Source organism: Treponema berlinense (genome assembly GCF_052273165.1).
In the GTDB taxonomy this organism is placed as follows: Bacteria; Spirochaetota; Spirochaetia; order Treponematales; family Treponemataceae; genus Treponema_D; species Treponema_D berlinense_A.
The window spans coordinates 1-13815 of sequence record NZ_DAVZIU010000008.1; the positions used below are offsets into that span (position 1 = coordinate 1).

Annotated in this window: 13 protein-coding genes; 6 read left to right on the forward strand and 7 right to left on the reverse strand. The window is 38.7% G+C overall.

The annotated features are described in order from the left end of the window. The first annotated feature begins 69 nt into the window (after positions 1-69). The 6 genes from ACT6XC_RS04160 to cmk all read left to right on the forward strand — a co-directional run bounded on the left by ACT6XC_RS04160 (position 70) and on the right by cmk (position 7765). Positions 70-3201: a type I restriction endonuclease subunit R gene (locus ACT6XC_RS04160; protein WP_443740900.1), complete on the forward strand. Its 3132-nt coding sequence runs from the start codon at positions 70-72 to the stop codon at positions 3199-3201. 64 nt (positions 3202-3265) lie between these two features. Next, positions 3266-3712, forward strand: coding sequence for an NfeD family protein (locus tag ACT6XC_RS04165; protein WP_443740901.1), 447 nt, complete (start codon positions 3266-3268; stop codon positions 3710-3712). A gap of 13 nt (positions 3713-3725) precedes the next feature. Then, positions 3726-4619 (forward strand): SPFH domain-containing protein, encoded by an 894-nt coding sequence (locus tag ACT6XC_RS04170; RefSeq protein ID WP_443737360.1) that lies wholly within the window; start codon positions 3726-3728, stop codon positions 4617-4619. 123 nt (positions 4620-4742) lie between these two features. Beyond that, positions 4743-6245 (forward strand): UDP-N-acetylmuramate--L-alanine ligase, encoded by a 1503-nt coding sequence (gene murC / locus ACT6XC_RS04175; RefSeq protein WP_443740902.1) that lies wholly within the window; start codon positions 4743-4745, stop codon positions 6243-6245. A 61-nt stretch (positions 6246-6306) separates the two neighbouring features. Then, complete coding sequence (locus tag ACT6XC_RS04180) at positions 6307-7176, forward strand: YicC/YloC family endoribonuclease (protein WP_443740903.1); 870 nt, start codon at positions 6307-6309, stop codon at positions 7174-7176. Between the two features lie 43 nt (positions 7177-7219). Continuing rightward, a complete protein-coding gene (gene cmk / locus ACT6XC_RS04185) occupies positions 7220-7765 on the forward strand; it encodes a (d)CMP kinase (protein ID WP_443740904.1) in 546 nt (181 codons plus the stop codon). Between the two features lie 89 nt (positions 7766-7854). On the opposite strand, the gene ACT6XC_RS04190 is transcribed toward cmk, so the two are convergent. The 7 genes from ACT6XC_RS04190 to ACT6XC_RS04220 all read right to left on the reverse strand — a co-directional run bounded on the left by ACT6XC_RS04190 (position 7855) and on the right by ACT6XC_RS04220 (position 13780). Then, positions 7855-8388, reverse strand: coding sequence for a 3-isopropylmalate dehydratase small subunit (locus ACT6XC_RS04190; protein WP_078929994.1), 534 nt, complete (start codon positions 8386-8388; stop codon positions 7855-7857). A 50-nt stretch (positions 8389-8438) separates the two neighbouring features. Beyond that, complete coding sequence (locus tag ACT6XC_RS04195) at positions 8439-9725, reverse strand: 3-isopropylmalate dehydratase large subunit (RefSeq protein WP_078929996.1); 1287 nt, start codon at positions 9723-9725, stop codon at positions 8439-8441. A 75-nt stretch (positions 9726-9800) separates the two neighbouring features. Beyond that, positions 9801-10754 carry a D-2-hydroxyacid dehydrogenase gene (locus ACT6XC_RS04200; RefSeq protein ID WP_443740905.1) on the reverse strand — a complete coding sequence of 318 codons (954 nt, stop codon included), beginning with the start codon at positions 10752-10754 and terminating at the stop codon, positions 9801-9803. A 22-nt stretch (positions 10755-10776) separates the two neighbouring features. Then, the gene (locus ACT6XC_RS04205) at positions 10777-10977 is read right to left on the reverse strand and encodes a cation transporter (protein ID WP_443737354.1); all 201 of its coding nucleotides are present in this window, start codon (positions 10975-10977) and stop codon (positions 10777-10779) included. 150 nt (positions 10978-11127) lie between these two features. Beyond that, positions 11128-12207, reverse strand: a complete 1080-nt coding sequence (gene rlmN / locus ACT6XC_RS04210) for a 23S rRNA (adenine(2503)-C(2))-methyltransferase RlmN (RefSeq protein ID WP_443737353.1) — start codon at positions 12205-12207, stop codon at positions 11128-11130. A gap of 29 nt (positions 12208-12236) precedes the next feature. Then, complete coding sequence (locus tag ACT6XC_RS04215; RefSeq protein WP_443740906.1) at positions 12237-13376, reverse strand: tetratricopeptide repeat protein; 1140 nt, start codon at positions 13374-13376, stop codon at positions 12237-12239. A 53-nt stretch (positions 13377-13429) separates the two neighbouring features. Further along, a complete protein-coding gene (locus ACT6XC_RS04220; RefSeq protein WP_443737351.1) occupies positions 13430-13780 on the reverse strand; it encodes a hypothetical protein in 351 nt (116 codons plus the stop codon). Positions 13781-13815 lie beyond the last annotated feature (35 nt).

Here is a 13815-nt window from a genome sequence, read left to right on the forward strand (position 1 = left end):
AAAAACTGAAAAATCTCAAAAAATCGTGCCTTGAAAATATGTTTGTTTGACAGTTAGGAGGGAAACGCAATGGTTTTTAATAAAGAGTCAGAATTTGAGGAAGCTCTGATTAAAATACTGTCCGAAAAAGGATGGGAAAAAGAAGTTCTTAAAAACTATTCTGAAAAAGATTTATTACAAAACTGGGCAAATATACTCTTTGAAAACAATAGAGATATTGACAGATTGAACGATTATCCTCTGACAGAAAGCGAAATGCAGCAAATCTTAGAGCAAATCGAAGCTCTAAGAACACCGTTAAAGTTAAACGGCTTTATTAACGGAAAAAGTGTATCTATTGTCAGAGATAATCCTGAGGATAAGTTGCACTTTGGTAAAGAAATCAGCTTGAAAATTTACGACCGCCGTGAAATTGCAGCAGGTCAAAGTAGATACCAAATAGTTCAACAACCTAAATTCCCTACAAAATCAAAGCTGTTGAATGACCGTCGTGGAGACTTAATGTTACTTATTAACGGTATGCCGGTAATACATATTGAGTTGAAAAAAAGCGGCATCCCTGTAAGTCAAGCTTGCAATCAAATTGAGAAGTATTCACACGAAGGAATATTCAGCGGTTTATTCTCTTTGGTTCAGATTTTTGTTGCAATGGAACCAAACGAGGCTGTTTACTTTGCAAATCCTGGTCCGGACGGCAAGTTCAATCCGGATTATTATTTCCATTGGGCTGATTTCAATAATGAACCTATAAACGAATGGGATAAAGTTGCTTCCACTCTTTTGTCTATACCTATGGCACATCAGCTTATAGGCTTCTATACTGTTGCTGATGACTCCGACGGTGTATTGAAAGTAATGCGTAGTTACCAATATTTTGCGGCAAGTGCTATTTCTGATAAGGTTGCAAAGGCTAAATGGGAAGGCAACAATCAACTCGGCGGTTATGTTTGGCATACTACCGGTTCGGGCAAGACTATGACAAGTTTTAAGTCGGCACAGTTAATTGCAAGTTCAAAAGATGCCGACAAAGTTATATTCCTTACGGATAGAATTGAACTTGGTACGCAATCTCTTAAAGAGTATCGTGGTTTTGCTGACGAAAACGAGTCTGTTCAAGCAACCGAAAACACAAATGATTTAATAACAAAATTAAAGAGTTCAAACCCTGCCGACACTTTGATTGTAACTTCTATTCAAAAGATGAGCAATATTAAAGAAGAAGCAGGCGGATTGAACGCTCGTGATATTGAACTTATAAGCGATAAGCGTATCGTGTTTATTGTTGATGAGGCACATCGTTCTACTTTTGGTGATATGCTGATTACTATTAAAAACACATTCCCTAATGCGATGTTCTTTGGCTTTACAGGCACACCGATTAAAAAAGAAAATCAAAAGAAAAAGAACACAACGACTACTGTTTTTGGAAACGAACTGCATAAATACAGTATTGCCGACGGTATTAGAGATAAGAACGTACTTGGATTCGACCCGTATAAAGTATTAACCTTTAAGGATAAGGATGTTCGCAAGGTTGTTGCCTTAGAAAAAGCAAAGGCACAAACCGTTGAGGAAGCAATTTCCGACCCTGTTAAAAGCAAAGTATATTATAAATATATGGATGCAAGCCAAGTTGCAATGGCGGGCCATGAGGACGAAAAAGGCGACTATATAAAAGGTATTGAGGATTATATACCAAGTGTTCAATATAAGAGCGAAGAGCATACAAAAACGGTCGTAAAAGATATATTGGATAATTGGATAACTTTAAGTCATAACAGCAAGTTTCATGCTATTTTTGCTACAAGCAGCATTCCGGAAGCAATCGACTATTATAGACTGTTCAAAGAAACGAAGCCAGAACTGAAAGTTACAGCCTTATTTGACCCGAGCATTGACAACAATGGAGGCTTTCAATTTAAGGAAGATGGACTTGCGGAAATAATAAGCGACTACAACAAAAAGTACAGCCAAGATTTTACCATTCCTACATTTGCTAAAATGAAAAAGGATATAGCCTCTCGGCTTGCACATAAAAAACCGTATGAAAGAATTGCAAACGAACCTGAAAAACAAATCGATTTACTTATTGTTGTTGACCAAATGCTTACAGGCTTCGATTCAAAGTGGATTAACACCTTGTATATGGATAAGGTTCTTCAGTATGAAAACATAATTCAAGCGTTTTCTCGTACTAATCGTTTGTTTGGACCGGATAAACCATTCGGTACAATCCGATATTATCGTAAGCCTCACACTATGGAGCGAAATATTAACAAAGCTGTAAAGGCGTATTCAGGCGACAAACCTCTTGACTTGTTTGTTCAGCATCTTGTAGAAAACTTAAAGCAAATGAATAGTCTTTACGAAAGCATTTCTGATTTATTCCATAACGCAGGAATTGAAAACTTTGAGAAATTGCCTGCCGACACTGCGGTTTGTAGAAAATTTGCAAAAGATTTTAATGAGTTTAACGAATATTTAGAAGCAGCGAAAATTCAAGGCTTTAAATGGGGCGTTACTTCTTATGTTGACGAAGCAACAGGAGAAGTCGTTGATGTAACCATAGACGAAAACTCATATTTGATATTGGCTCTCAGATACAAGGAATTGTCCGGCGGTAGCGAAGGTACAGACGGCGGTGATGTTCCGTATGACCTTGTTGGCTACATTACCGAAATTGACACCGGCTTAATCGACTCTGATTATATGAACTCTCGTTTTGATAAGTATATTAAATTGATTAACGCCGATGGAACGACACAGGAAGCGATAGAACAAGTGGAAACTGAGCTGCATAAAACTTTTGCAACGCTTTCTCAGGAAGAGCAAAAGTATGCTAATATTTTCCTGCACGATATTCAAAGAGGCGAGGTCGTAGTAACAGAGGGCAAATCATTGAGAGATTATATCAATGAATATTTGTCAAAGGCTAAAAATGCCCAGATCCATCAAATTGCAACTGCGTTAGGCCTGAATGAAGAAATACTCAGAAATATTATGAGTTTGAAATTAAATGAAAGTAATCTCAATGAATTTGGCAGATTTGCAGAACTTAGCAATACAGTCGATAAAGAAAAAGCAAAGAAATATTTTGAAAAGGTGGAAAAAACTAAAATACTGCCGTTTAAGGTTAAGATGAAAGCAGACAACTTGCTTCGCGATTTTATTCTAAAAGGTGGCTATGAAATACCTGTTTAAGAATAAAATACAGATTTTATGTAATTTTTTTTATTTCATTAAAAAAACGTGATATAATTTTTTTATGAGTGAATTTTTTGCGGATTATTCTTCGTGGATCTGGCTTGGCATTATGCTGATTCTCATTTTAATCGAAGCAGGAACCCTTGCGCTTACGACAATCTGGGCTGCGTTAGCGGCTTTTCCTATGATTTTTATTTCGCGCACAGGTCTTGCATTGCAGTGGCAGGTTCTTATTTTTACTGGGATTACGCTTGTTCTTGTAATTTTTACGCGTTCGTTTGTTGTAAAGAAATTTCTTGGTAAAAAAATTGAAACCAATGTCAACGCTCTTGAAGGACAGACTGTACTTGTGGTAAAGCCGATTTTAAAATTTCAGAAAGGAGAAGTAAAGGTTGCAAACGGAGTAATCTGGTCTGCAAAAACCGCGGATGGTTCTGAGGTTTTTGAATCAAGTGAATGTAAAGTTGTTTCAATCGAAGGTAATACTTTAATCGTGCAAAAAATTTAGCAGGGAGTCAAAAATGATATTTGTAATTTCTGGAATCTGTGCCGTAATCGTAGTTCTTATCATCGCGAACATTAGAATTGTTTCGCAGTCGCAGGCTTTTGTAATTGAGCGTCTTGGTGCGTATTCAAAAACGTGGCAGGTTGGTCTTCATTTAAAAATTCCTCTCATTGACCGTATTGCAAAACGTGCTTCCTTAAAGGAAGATGTGCGGGATTTTCCTCCTCAGCCTGTAATTACAAAAGATAATGTTACAATGCAGATTGATACCGTTGTTTATTGTCAGATAACAGATCCAAAACTTTATACTTATGGTGTCGAAAATCCAATGAACGCTCTCGAAAACCTTACTGCAACAACCTTGCGCAATATAATTGGTGAACTGGAACTTGACGAAACGCTCACAAGCCGTGACGTAATAAACACAAAAATGCGCACAATTCTTGACGAAGCTACAGACCCTTGGGGCATAAAGGTAAACCGCGTCGAAGTAAAAAACATTGAGCCGCCTCAGGCAATCCGCGAAGCCATGGAAAAGCAAATGAGGGCGGAACGTGAAAGACGTGAGCAGATTTTGATTGCCGAGGGAAAAAAGCAGTCCGATATTCTCATTGCCGAAGGTAAAAAACAGTCCATGATTCTTCAGGCGGAGGCAGAAAAAGAATCTGCGATTCAAAAGGCAAAAGGCGAGGCAGAGGCGATTCTTGAAGTTCAGCAGGCAAAGGCCCAGGGCTTAAGAATGTTGCGTGAGGCGAATATTGATGACGCCACAATCCGTCTTCGCTCTCTTGAGGCATTTGAAAAGGCCGCCGACGGAAAAGCCTCAAAAATCATAATTCCATCTGACATTCAGAGCCTTGCGGGTTTTTTGACAAGCGCTGTTGAAATAGCAAAAGGCACGGAAAAGTAAGACTAGTTTTATACATTTTGACACAGTGAATTGAAGCAATTCGTCAAAAGAAGTAAAATACTATGTCGGCTTGGGCATTTTGCTTTTGCCGCTGATTTTATTTTTTTTGGAATTTTTAATAAAATGTGTGATTCTGTTTTGCCTTCCAATTTGAAAGGTTTTCATATTCATTGTGTCGGAATAAAAGGAACTGGTGTTGTTGCTCTTGTCGAAATCTTACATGCCCGCGGGGCTGTAATTACTGGAAGCGATGTTTCTGAACGTTTTTACACTGACGAAATCCTTGACAAGCTAAAGATTAAGGCTCTGCCTTTTAGTTCTCAAAATATTACTGACAGCGTTCAGCTTGTGATTTACTCTTCTGCATATAATCCAGATACCAATCCTGACCTTGCAGAAGCCGTAAAACGCGGAATTCCTGTTTTGCTTTATACTCAGGCTCTGGGAGCGTTTTCAAAGAATGCTTATTCGTGCGGAGTCTGTGGAGTTCACGGAAAAACTACAACGACAGGTCTTTGCGGCTCTATTTTTAAGGAACTTGATTTTCCGGGCGCAGTCCTTGCAGGAAGCATAATTTCGTCTTTTGGAGGCTGCACTTATACAAGTCCGGTTTCTGCCGAAGTCTCTCCCTTAAAAAAATCTTTTTTTATTGCGGAAACCTGCGAATATCAAAGACACTTTATGTCTTTTTTTCCGCAGAAAATTATTCTTACTTCTGTCGAAAGCGATCATCAGGATTATTATCCGACTTTTAAAGACATTCAGCGCGCTTTTGTCGATTATATCTGTCTTTTGCCTCAGGGCGGACAATTGATTTTTTGCGCCGATGACGTCGGCGCGTTGGAGACTGCAAAAATCGCTTTTGAAAAACGCCCTGACATAAAAATGATTCCTTACGGCGAGAATGCGGATGGCGACTATCGCTTAAAATTCGGCCGTGTTGAAGGCGGAAAGCAATATTTTGAAGTTGCGTGTCTCGGAGAATGTGCAATCTGCGTTCCTGGAAAGCACAATGTCCGCAATTCTGTCGCTGCCATTGCCTTAAACTGCGAACTTCTAAAAACTTACGGAAAAGATTTGTCTTTCTGCAAAGAAAAAATCAAAGAAGGCCTTTTAAGTTTTACCGGCGGAAGAAGACGAAGCGAAATCGTAGGACGTGCAAAAACTCCTCTTGGACAGGAAGTTATTTTTATTGACGATTACGGACATCACCCGACAGCAATCAAGACGACGCTCGAAGGTTTTCGCAATTTTTATAAAGGACACAAGATTATCGTTGACTTTATGAGCCACACATACACAAGAACGGCGGCTTTGCTCGAAGAATTTGCTTCCAGTTTTGAAAGTGCTGACAAGGTTATCATCAATAAAATTTATGCAAGTGCCCGCGAAAACTCTTCCTGTGCAAAGGTCAGTGGCAAAATTCTTTCTGAACATGCAAAAAAATATCATAAGGATGTAACTTACTGTGGCGAATTTGATGAGGCTGCAAAAAACGCAGTTAAAATGCTTTCCGAGCCTTCTGGAAGCGATTATCCTGACGGATATATTTTTGTAACAATGGGCGCCGGAAACAACTGGCAGGTTGGAACAAAAGTTCTAAAAATGCTTGAAACAAAAAACTGATATTTCTAATCTAGCGCAATTTACCAGTGGAAATTTAACAATAAAATGGAGATAAAAATTTATGAACAGCATGACAGGATATGGTTTTAAGGAAACCATAGTCGAAAATACTCAAATAAGCGTCGAAATAAAATCCGTGAACAACCGTTTTTTGGATTTGAATGTGAATATGCCTTCGTTCTTGAATCCTCTTGAATCAAAAATCCGCAAAATCGTTTCTTCTAAAATCGTGCGCGGAAAAATCGACCTTACAATTCGCGTAAAAGATATGAATTCTACTGCAAAGGTAAATCCTGACCCTGCCGCGGCTTTAATGTATCGCGATGCAATCGCAAAAGTAAGCGAAGCACTTGGCTATCCGACCGCTTCAATTCCTCTTTCTCTGATTGTGTCTCAGGACGGAGTTTTAAATATCACTCATGAATATGATGCCGAAGTTTATTGGTCAAAAATCGAGCCTGTTTTTAACGAGGTTTTTGAACAGTTTGTCTCTGACCGTGAACGCGAGGGCGAAAACCTCAAAGTAGATCTTCTAAAAAAACTTGATATTCTCGACAAGTGCGCTTCTTTCTTTAAGGAATGGCAGCCAAAAATGGAACAGAAGTTTAGGGAACAGATTACAACCCGCTTTAACGAGCTTTTGGGCGACAGCGTAGACCAAAACCGGATTATGACAGAAGTTGCCTCAATGATGATAAAATACACGATCAACGAGGAAATCATTCGTCTTCACAGCCATCTTTCTGCAATGCGCAATGAGTTTTTGCAAAATCCAATTCCTGGAAAACGCATTGACTTTATCTGTCAGGAAGCAAACCGCGAAATAAACACAATCGGCTCAAAAAATCAGTTTACGGAAGTAGGCGAGATGGTTATAAATGCAAAAGATGCCCTTGAAAATATCCGTGAACAGAGTAAAAATGTAGAATAATTTTGCTTTGCTTGAAAATTTTTTAACTAAAACTGGAGAAAAAATGAAATTAAAAAAAGAACTTCGCGTTGCAATCAGCGGAAAATCTGGTTGCGGAAATACAACGGTTTCTACTCTTTTGAGCCAAGAACTTGGAATTAAACTAATCAATTATACTTTCCGTCAACTTGCCGCAGAAAAAGGTCTTACACTTGCTCAGGTAATCGAAAATGCAAAAAATGATGATTTTTACGACAAATATGTAGACACTCATCAGGTTGAACTTGCCGAAAAAGAAAGTTGCGTTCTTGGAAGCCGCCTTGCAATCTGGATGTTAAAAATCGCAGATTTAAAAGTCTATCTTTATGCAAGCGACGAAACCAGGGCAGGGCGCGTTTTTAACCGTGAAGGCGGTGATCTTGCAGAAATTGCACGTTTTACGGCAATGCGTGACAGCGAAGACAGCCGTCGCTATAAAAAACTCTACGAAATTGACAACAATAAATACGACTTTGCCGACTTGATAATAGACACTGCAAATTATTCTCCAGAGCAGATTGTGGATTTAATTCTAAAGGAGCTGGAAAAACGCGGTTTTATCGAAAAATAAAATCGTTATTACAGTAAAACATCTTTAAAAGCAAAAAGGCTGTCTTAGAAAAGTTTTCCAAGACAGCCTTTTTTTATAAAAATGTAAAACTAGTATTTTGATTCAGCGTAGCCAATCCAGCCTTCATTTTCAATCAGAGCCTTTTCAAAACCTTCAAGTTTAAAAGGATAACTTTTTGAAAGAGAGCCGGCGATAAGTTTTACTTTCCAGGTGCCGTCATCTTTCGGTTCGATTTTACATTCGCATTCTTTATCGGCAAAGGTGCGGAACATGTCGTCAATTTCGCGTTTTGGCATTTCCAAAGCAAGAAGACCGCAGTTGTACATATTCTGTCTGAAAATTCTTGCAAAATTCGGAGCAATTACTGCATAGATTCCGTTTACCTCGAGAGCCCATGGCGCATGTTCACGGCTTGAACCGCAACCAAAGTTTTCACGGGTAATTATTACTTTTTTTCCTGGAACATCGCGTTTTGCATCGAATCCATCGAGTTTAAGGTCTTCAAGACAGTATGGTTTCAAAGCCTGTTTTGAAATTTCAGTCAAATATTTTGCAGGAATGATTTCGTCAGTGTTAATGTCTGAACGATCCAAAAAAAGTACCGGTCCACCGAATGCTTTCATAATTTTCTCCCATTTAGGCAGAGAATAAAAATTATCCTCTGCCTTTTATTTTATCCTTTGTAATTTTCTGAATTTGTGATTGTTCCTGCGATTGCTGTTGCAGCGGCAGAAGCCGGGCTCATAAGGTGAACCATTCCGCCTTTTCCCATGCGTCCGTTAAAGTTGCGGTTTGTTGTAGAAGCGCAAACTTCACCTTCAGCGAGTACTCCGTTCGACATGCCAAGACAGGCGCCACAGGTAGGATTTGTTACACAGAATCCTGCTTCAAGGAAGATGTCAATCAAGCCTTCTGCTACAGCCATTTTGTAGATTTTTGGAGTTGCAGGAGAAACGATTCCGCGTACTCCGTCTGCAAGATGGTGACCTTTTAATACTCCTGCTGCAATGCGAAGGTCAGAGATACGTCCGTTTGTGCAAGAGCCAATGTATACCTGATCAACACGTGTGCCTTTCATTTCAGAAATATTTTTAATCTGATCCGGTTTGTAGTTGATTGTACATACTGGCTCAAGATTAGAAAGGTCTTCTGTAATTACTTTTTCGTAAACTGCATCTTCGTCATCGCGCCATTTTGCATAATCGGCAATGGCATCTTCTTTAGTTTTATATTCGTCTTTGATGAATTCCCAAAGGTATTCAACTGTTTTTTCATCAGGGAAGCAGATTCCGCTTGTACCGCCGGCTTCTACAGCCATATTGCAGAGAGTCATGCGTTCTTCCATTCCCATGTTGTCTACGATTGGACCTGTAAATTCAACTACGCAGTTTGTTGCGCCGTTTACGCCGATTTTTCCAATCAAATGAAGAATTACGTCTTTTGCGTAAACACCTTCTTTGAGTTTTCCGTTAAGTACAAATTTGATTGTTTTTGGCTCTTTGAATGAACATACGCCCTTCAAAATTCCAACTTCAAGGTCTGTAGTTCCAACTCCGGCTGCAAAAGCACCGAACGCTCCGTGCGTACAAGTGTGGCTGTCGCCCATGATTACTGTAAAACCTGGACGTACAAAGCCTTTTTCAGGGAAGATTGCGTGGCAAACTCCGTTGGCACCAATGTCAAAAAAGTCTTTTACATTGTTACGGCGGGCCCAATCTCTTAATATTTTTCCCTGAGTTGCAGTTTTGCTGTCTTTTGCAGGAGTTACGTGGTCGATTACGGCCTTGATTTTTGTAGGGTCAAAAACCTTGTCTTTGCCGCGTTCTACCAAATCATTTATTGCGATTGGAGTTGTAATTTCGTGACAGAATACACGGTCAAGCTTTAAAACATAAGTTCCTTCAAACGGAGTATCTACCAAATGCGATTCAAAAATCTTCTGAGCAATTGTCTTTCCCATCTTTAGTACCTCTAAAATTCTTTAGTATTTTTAAATAATTTACCGTTTTTGCAAGGAAAATACAATACAAGAATTCTAATTAACAACGTTTATGCTTTTTCCGGCAGCAAAGGCCTTTAAATTTTCAAGAGCGATCTTAAAAAGTCGTTGTCTTGCTTCCAAAGGCGCCCAGGCAATGTGCGGAGTCAAAACGCAATTTTTTGCCTTATAGAGAGGACAGTCGTTTTTCATTGGTTCTGTTCCGATTACGTCCGCTGCATAGCCGGCAATCTGACCTTCGTCGAGAGCCTGTCTTAAATCACTTTCGTTTACAAGACCTCCGCGGGCTGTATTTATTATGACGGCAGTTTTTTTCATTTTTGAAATAGTAGTTTTGTTAATCAACTGAGATGTTTCGGCTGTCATTGGCGCGTGAAGGGTGATAAAGTCGCTCTGTCCAAAAAGTTCATCTAAAGAAACAGTTTTTTCGTTTCCCGTAAAAGAATTTGGTGAATGAACGTGAATAATTACATTCATTCCAAAGGCATGCGCAATTTCTGCGACTTTTTGTCCAATTGAGCCGAAGCCAAAAATTCCCAATGTTTTGCCTTTGAGTTCTGTCAATGGACTTTTCCAATAACAAAAATCAGGGCTTTTTATCCAATCGCCGTTTTGAACGGATTGTGAATGCTGTTCAACTTGATTAGTAAAATTCAAAATCAGGGCGAATGTATGCTGTGCGACAGAATCTGTTGAATATGCAGGAATATTTGTTACTGTAATTCCAGCTTCTCTTGCAGCTTTTGTGTCTACAACATTATATCCAGTTGCCATAACTCCAATGTATTTTAACTTTGGGCACTGTTCAATTATCTGTTTAGTGATGTTTACTTTGTTTAAAAAAATCGCATCGGAATCTCCGATTCTTTCAACAACAAGTTCTGGTGGAGTACGGTCATAAACCGTCAATTCTGCAATATCCTTAAAAATATTCCAATCCAAATCGCCTGGATTTGCTGCATAACCGTCTAAAACCGTAACTTTAAGCATGACACTTCCTTAAAAAATAATTTTAATTGATTACTTCAACACCTGTAGAAGAAATAGCGCTGTTTATTGCATCTTCTGCAGAACCTTCAAAATCAACAAGAACTTGTGATTTGTCTGCATTTGCAACGCAACTTGTTACACCTGCAACAGCTTTTACTGCCGCTTCTACTTTTGCACAGGTATCAGCATCAAACATTCCAACAACATATATTTTTTTCTGCATAAGAAATTTTCTCCTGCGAGACTATAAAAATCTCAGTATCTTAAAAAAAAACCTCATTTATTATATCAATAATTGAAAGTTATTCAAATAACTTTTGTTTTTATATCAAAAAATATTAGGAAACAAAAAAACTTCCGAATAAACAGCTCGTTAATCTTCTCCGTTTCCGTATTTTTTGCTTCCTGAAAGTTTTTTTCCTTCCACGATTTTATCAGAAAGTGTTTTTCCAAGTTGACCGCAGGCTCCTCCGATTTCCCGTCCGCGTCTTGTGCGCAGTGTTACGTTTAGACCTGCTTTTTCAAGCTTTTCGACAAAACGATGACATTCATTGTTTGAAGGCTCGGTAAATGGCAAGGTTTCGACAGGATTCCAGGGAATAAGGTTGATGTTTACGTCTATTCCTTTTGCAAAATTGATCATATTTTCTGCCGATTCTGCGCTCGTGTTCGTGTCATGAAGAAGGGCGGCTTCTAGAGTTACGCGTTTTCCTGTTTTTTTTGCATAGTAATCTATTGCTTTTCGGAGCTCTTCAAGAGAATTTGTCTTGGTAATCGGCATTATTTGCTCACGAAGAAGAGGATCTGCCGTTGTGAGCGAAACCGCGAGTCTGATTAAAGGACCGTTGTCCGCTAAATCATAAATTCCTTTTATTACTCCAGACGTTGAGAGCGTAATTCTTCTTCCTGAAAGGTTTCGTCCCCGTTTATCTGTTAAGACGGAAATTGCCTTTCTGACTGCCGGAAGATTCATCATGGGTTCTCCCATTCCCATAAAGACAATGTTGTCGAGCGGACCTGCATATTTTTCAAGGTACAAAAACTGTTCAACGATTTCTGAGGCTGTCAAACTTCTTGCAAGTCCAAGGTGTCCTGTCTGGCAGAAAGCGCAGTTCATTGCACAGCCGACCTGACAGCTTACACAGGCTGTTTTTCGGTTTTCTTTATCCGTAAGCAAAACTGTTTCGACCGCAAGTCCGTCGTTCAAAGTAATCTGAAGTTTTATGGTTCCATCTGGATCTTTTAAAACTTTAGAAACCTCGCAGCATCTGAGGACTGCTTTTTGGGAAAGTGAATTGCGAAGTTCCTGGCTTAGATTTGTCATTGCGTCAAAACTGTCAACGCCTTTTCCAATCCACTCGAAAATCTGTTTTCCGCGGAAAGCCGGAGTAATATTTAACTGTTCTGAAATTTCTTCAGGCAAAAGACCTGAAACTGCTGTTTTTTCGTTCATTCTACCTAGAAAAATAATGCTTTTTTCAACTAATTTAAAGGCTTTCCTTCAATTATTTTGCCTAACAACTCCGAAATTGCAGTGCTTTTGGTTCCAGTTTTTTGAAAAGTCTTTAAAACCTCAACAGCCTTATTTTTGTCATTTATTTTTAAATAACAGTCAGCGAGATCTATGTAAAGACGGTAATTTTTTGGATCGTTTTTGATTAAATTGTTCAGCCTTTCAATTGCTTCGTCGAAATTTCCTTCACCTTTGCAGATTAGGGCAAGTCCGAGGGCTGCGTAAATGTCAAAGTCGATTTCCATTGCGCGGTTATAGTATTCTTCCGCCGTTTTATAATCGCCTGTATTTCTGTAAGCATCTCCTGCTCGAGTAAGAATTACCTTATTGTCAGGATCATTTTTTAGAATTCGGTTCCAATATTCAACTGAGCGGTACTGCTGGTTCATTCCGCGGTAACAGTCTGCAAGCCCAAAAAGAACATAGAAATTGTCCGGATCCATTTCCAATGCGCGCTCAAAGTATTTAATTCCTTTGTCGAATGTCTTTAGCTTTCTGTGGCAGTTTCCGATTGAAGTAAGGACGCGAATATCAACTGCGTCTGCATTTATTTCAAGCATTTTTGTCCAGTAGTAAAGCGCGTCTTTATATTCCTTAAAATCGTAATAAAGATGTCCGATTCCAATAAGGGCATAGGCGTTTTTGTCTTCCATATCCAGAACTTTAAGATACATTTCTTTTGATTTTTTAAAGTCGCGGATTTTTCTATAGGCGTCGGCAACCCTTGTAAGGACGGTAATGTTTCTGTCATCGTGTACGAGATATTGCTCCCAGATTTCAATTGCCTTATGATACTTGTTTAAAGCCTTATAACAGTCTGCAAGTCCAAAAAGAGCGTAGTTGTTTCCAGGGTGGACAGAAAGACATTTTGAATAAAAATCGACTGCATTTTTAAAGTGATTTTGCTTTCTTTCACAATCGCCAAGTCCGACAAGAGCGTAATTATTGTTATCTTCAATCTGCAAAATTGAATTGAATGCGGAAATTGCGTCTTCAATCCTGTCTTCCTTTAAAAGCTGGTAACCTTTTTTTGAAATTTCTGCAATTTTTTCTGCTTCTTTTTGTTCTGACTGATTTGCAATTACAGTTTCGTTTTTTACATCGGACATTTTTCGCTCTCCTGGTACAATTCTATTTTTAAAATTCAGCGGTTTCGCGTTTTTTATTCTTTTTCAAGAACCGAAATCACCTTTGCGATTTTTGCGTAAAGGGCTTCGCATTTTTTTTTGTTTTTTGCTAAAATATAAAATTTCAAGGCTTTAAGCGATTGATTTTTTTTGCTCAATAAATCTCCAACTCTGGTAAGTCCGTCGGAATAGCCGGTTGTAATAAATATTCTTGCGGCTTCCTGAATTTTACCATTGTTAAAAAGCTCATTGCCCTTGCGGTTCAATATGACTTTCTGTTCGGAAGACAGTGAAGTTAATGGAGAATCTGTAACTTTTATAAAACCATCAGAAAGTCGATTTGACTCAACTGCCGTGAGAAAAGCATTTTTTGAAGTGGCGTTCACTTTTTTACCTTTATATTTTAACTTAAATAAATTCT

What these genes read in the sequence shown, in the direction of transcription:
- ACT6XC_RS04160 (WP_443740900.1), top strand. Translation starts at nt 70, where the DNA reads ATGGTTTTTAATAAAGAGTCAGAATTTGAGGAAGCTCTGATTAAAATA.
- ACT6XC_RS04165 (WP_443740901.1), top strand. Translation starts at nt 3,266, where the DNA reads ATGAGTGAATTTTTTGCGGATTATTCTTCGTGGATCTGGCTTGGCATT.
- ACT6XC_RS04170 (WP_443737360.1), top strand. Translation starts at nt 3,726, where the DNA reads ATGATATTTGTAATTTCTGGAATCTGTGCCGTAATCGTAGTTCTTATC.
- murC (WP_443740902.1), top strand. Translation starts at nt 4,743, where the DNA reads ATGTGTGATTCTGTTTTGCCTTCCAATTTGAAAGGTTTTCATATTCAT.
- ACT6XC_RS04180 (WP_443740903.1), top strand. Translation starts at nt 6,307, where the DNA reads ATGAACAGCATGACAGGATATGGTTTTAAGGAAACCATAGTCGAAAAT.
- cmk (WP_443740904.1), top strand. Translation starts at nt 7,220, where the DNA reads ATGAAATTAAAAAAAGAACTTCGCGTTGCAATCAGCGGAAAATCTGGT.
- ACT6XC_RS04190 (WP_078929994.1), bottom strand. Translation starts at nt 8,388, where the DNA reads ATGAAAGCATTCGGTGGACCGGTACTTTTTTTGGATCGTTCAGACATT.
- ACT6XC_RS04195 (WP_078929996.1), bottom strand. Translation starts at nt 9,725, where the DNA reads ATGGGAAAGACAATTGCTCAGAAGATTTTTGAATCGCATTTGGTAGAT.
- ACT6XC_RS04200 (WP_443740905.1), bottom strand. Translation starts at nt 10,754, where the DNA reads ATGCTTAAAGTTACGGTTTTAGACGGTTATGCAGCAAATCCAGGCGAT.
- ACT6XC_RS04205 (WP_443737354.1), bottom strand. Translation starts at nt 10,977, where the DNA reads ATGCAGAAAAAAATATATGTTGTTGGAATGTTTGATGCTGATACCTGT.
- rlmN (WP_443737353.1), bottom strand. Translation starts at nt 12,207, where the DNA reads ATGAACGAAAAAACAGCAGTTTCAGGTCTTTTGCCTGAAGAAATTTCA.
- ACT6XC_RS04215 (WP_443740906.1), bottom strand. Translation starts at nt 13,376, where the DNA reads ATGTCCGATGTAAAAAACGAAACTGTAATTGCAAATCAGTCAGAACAA.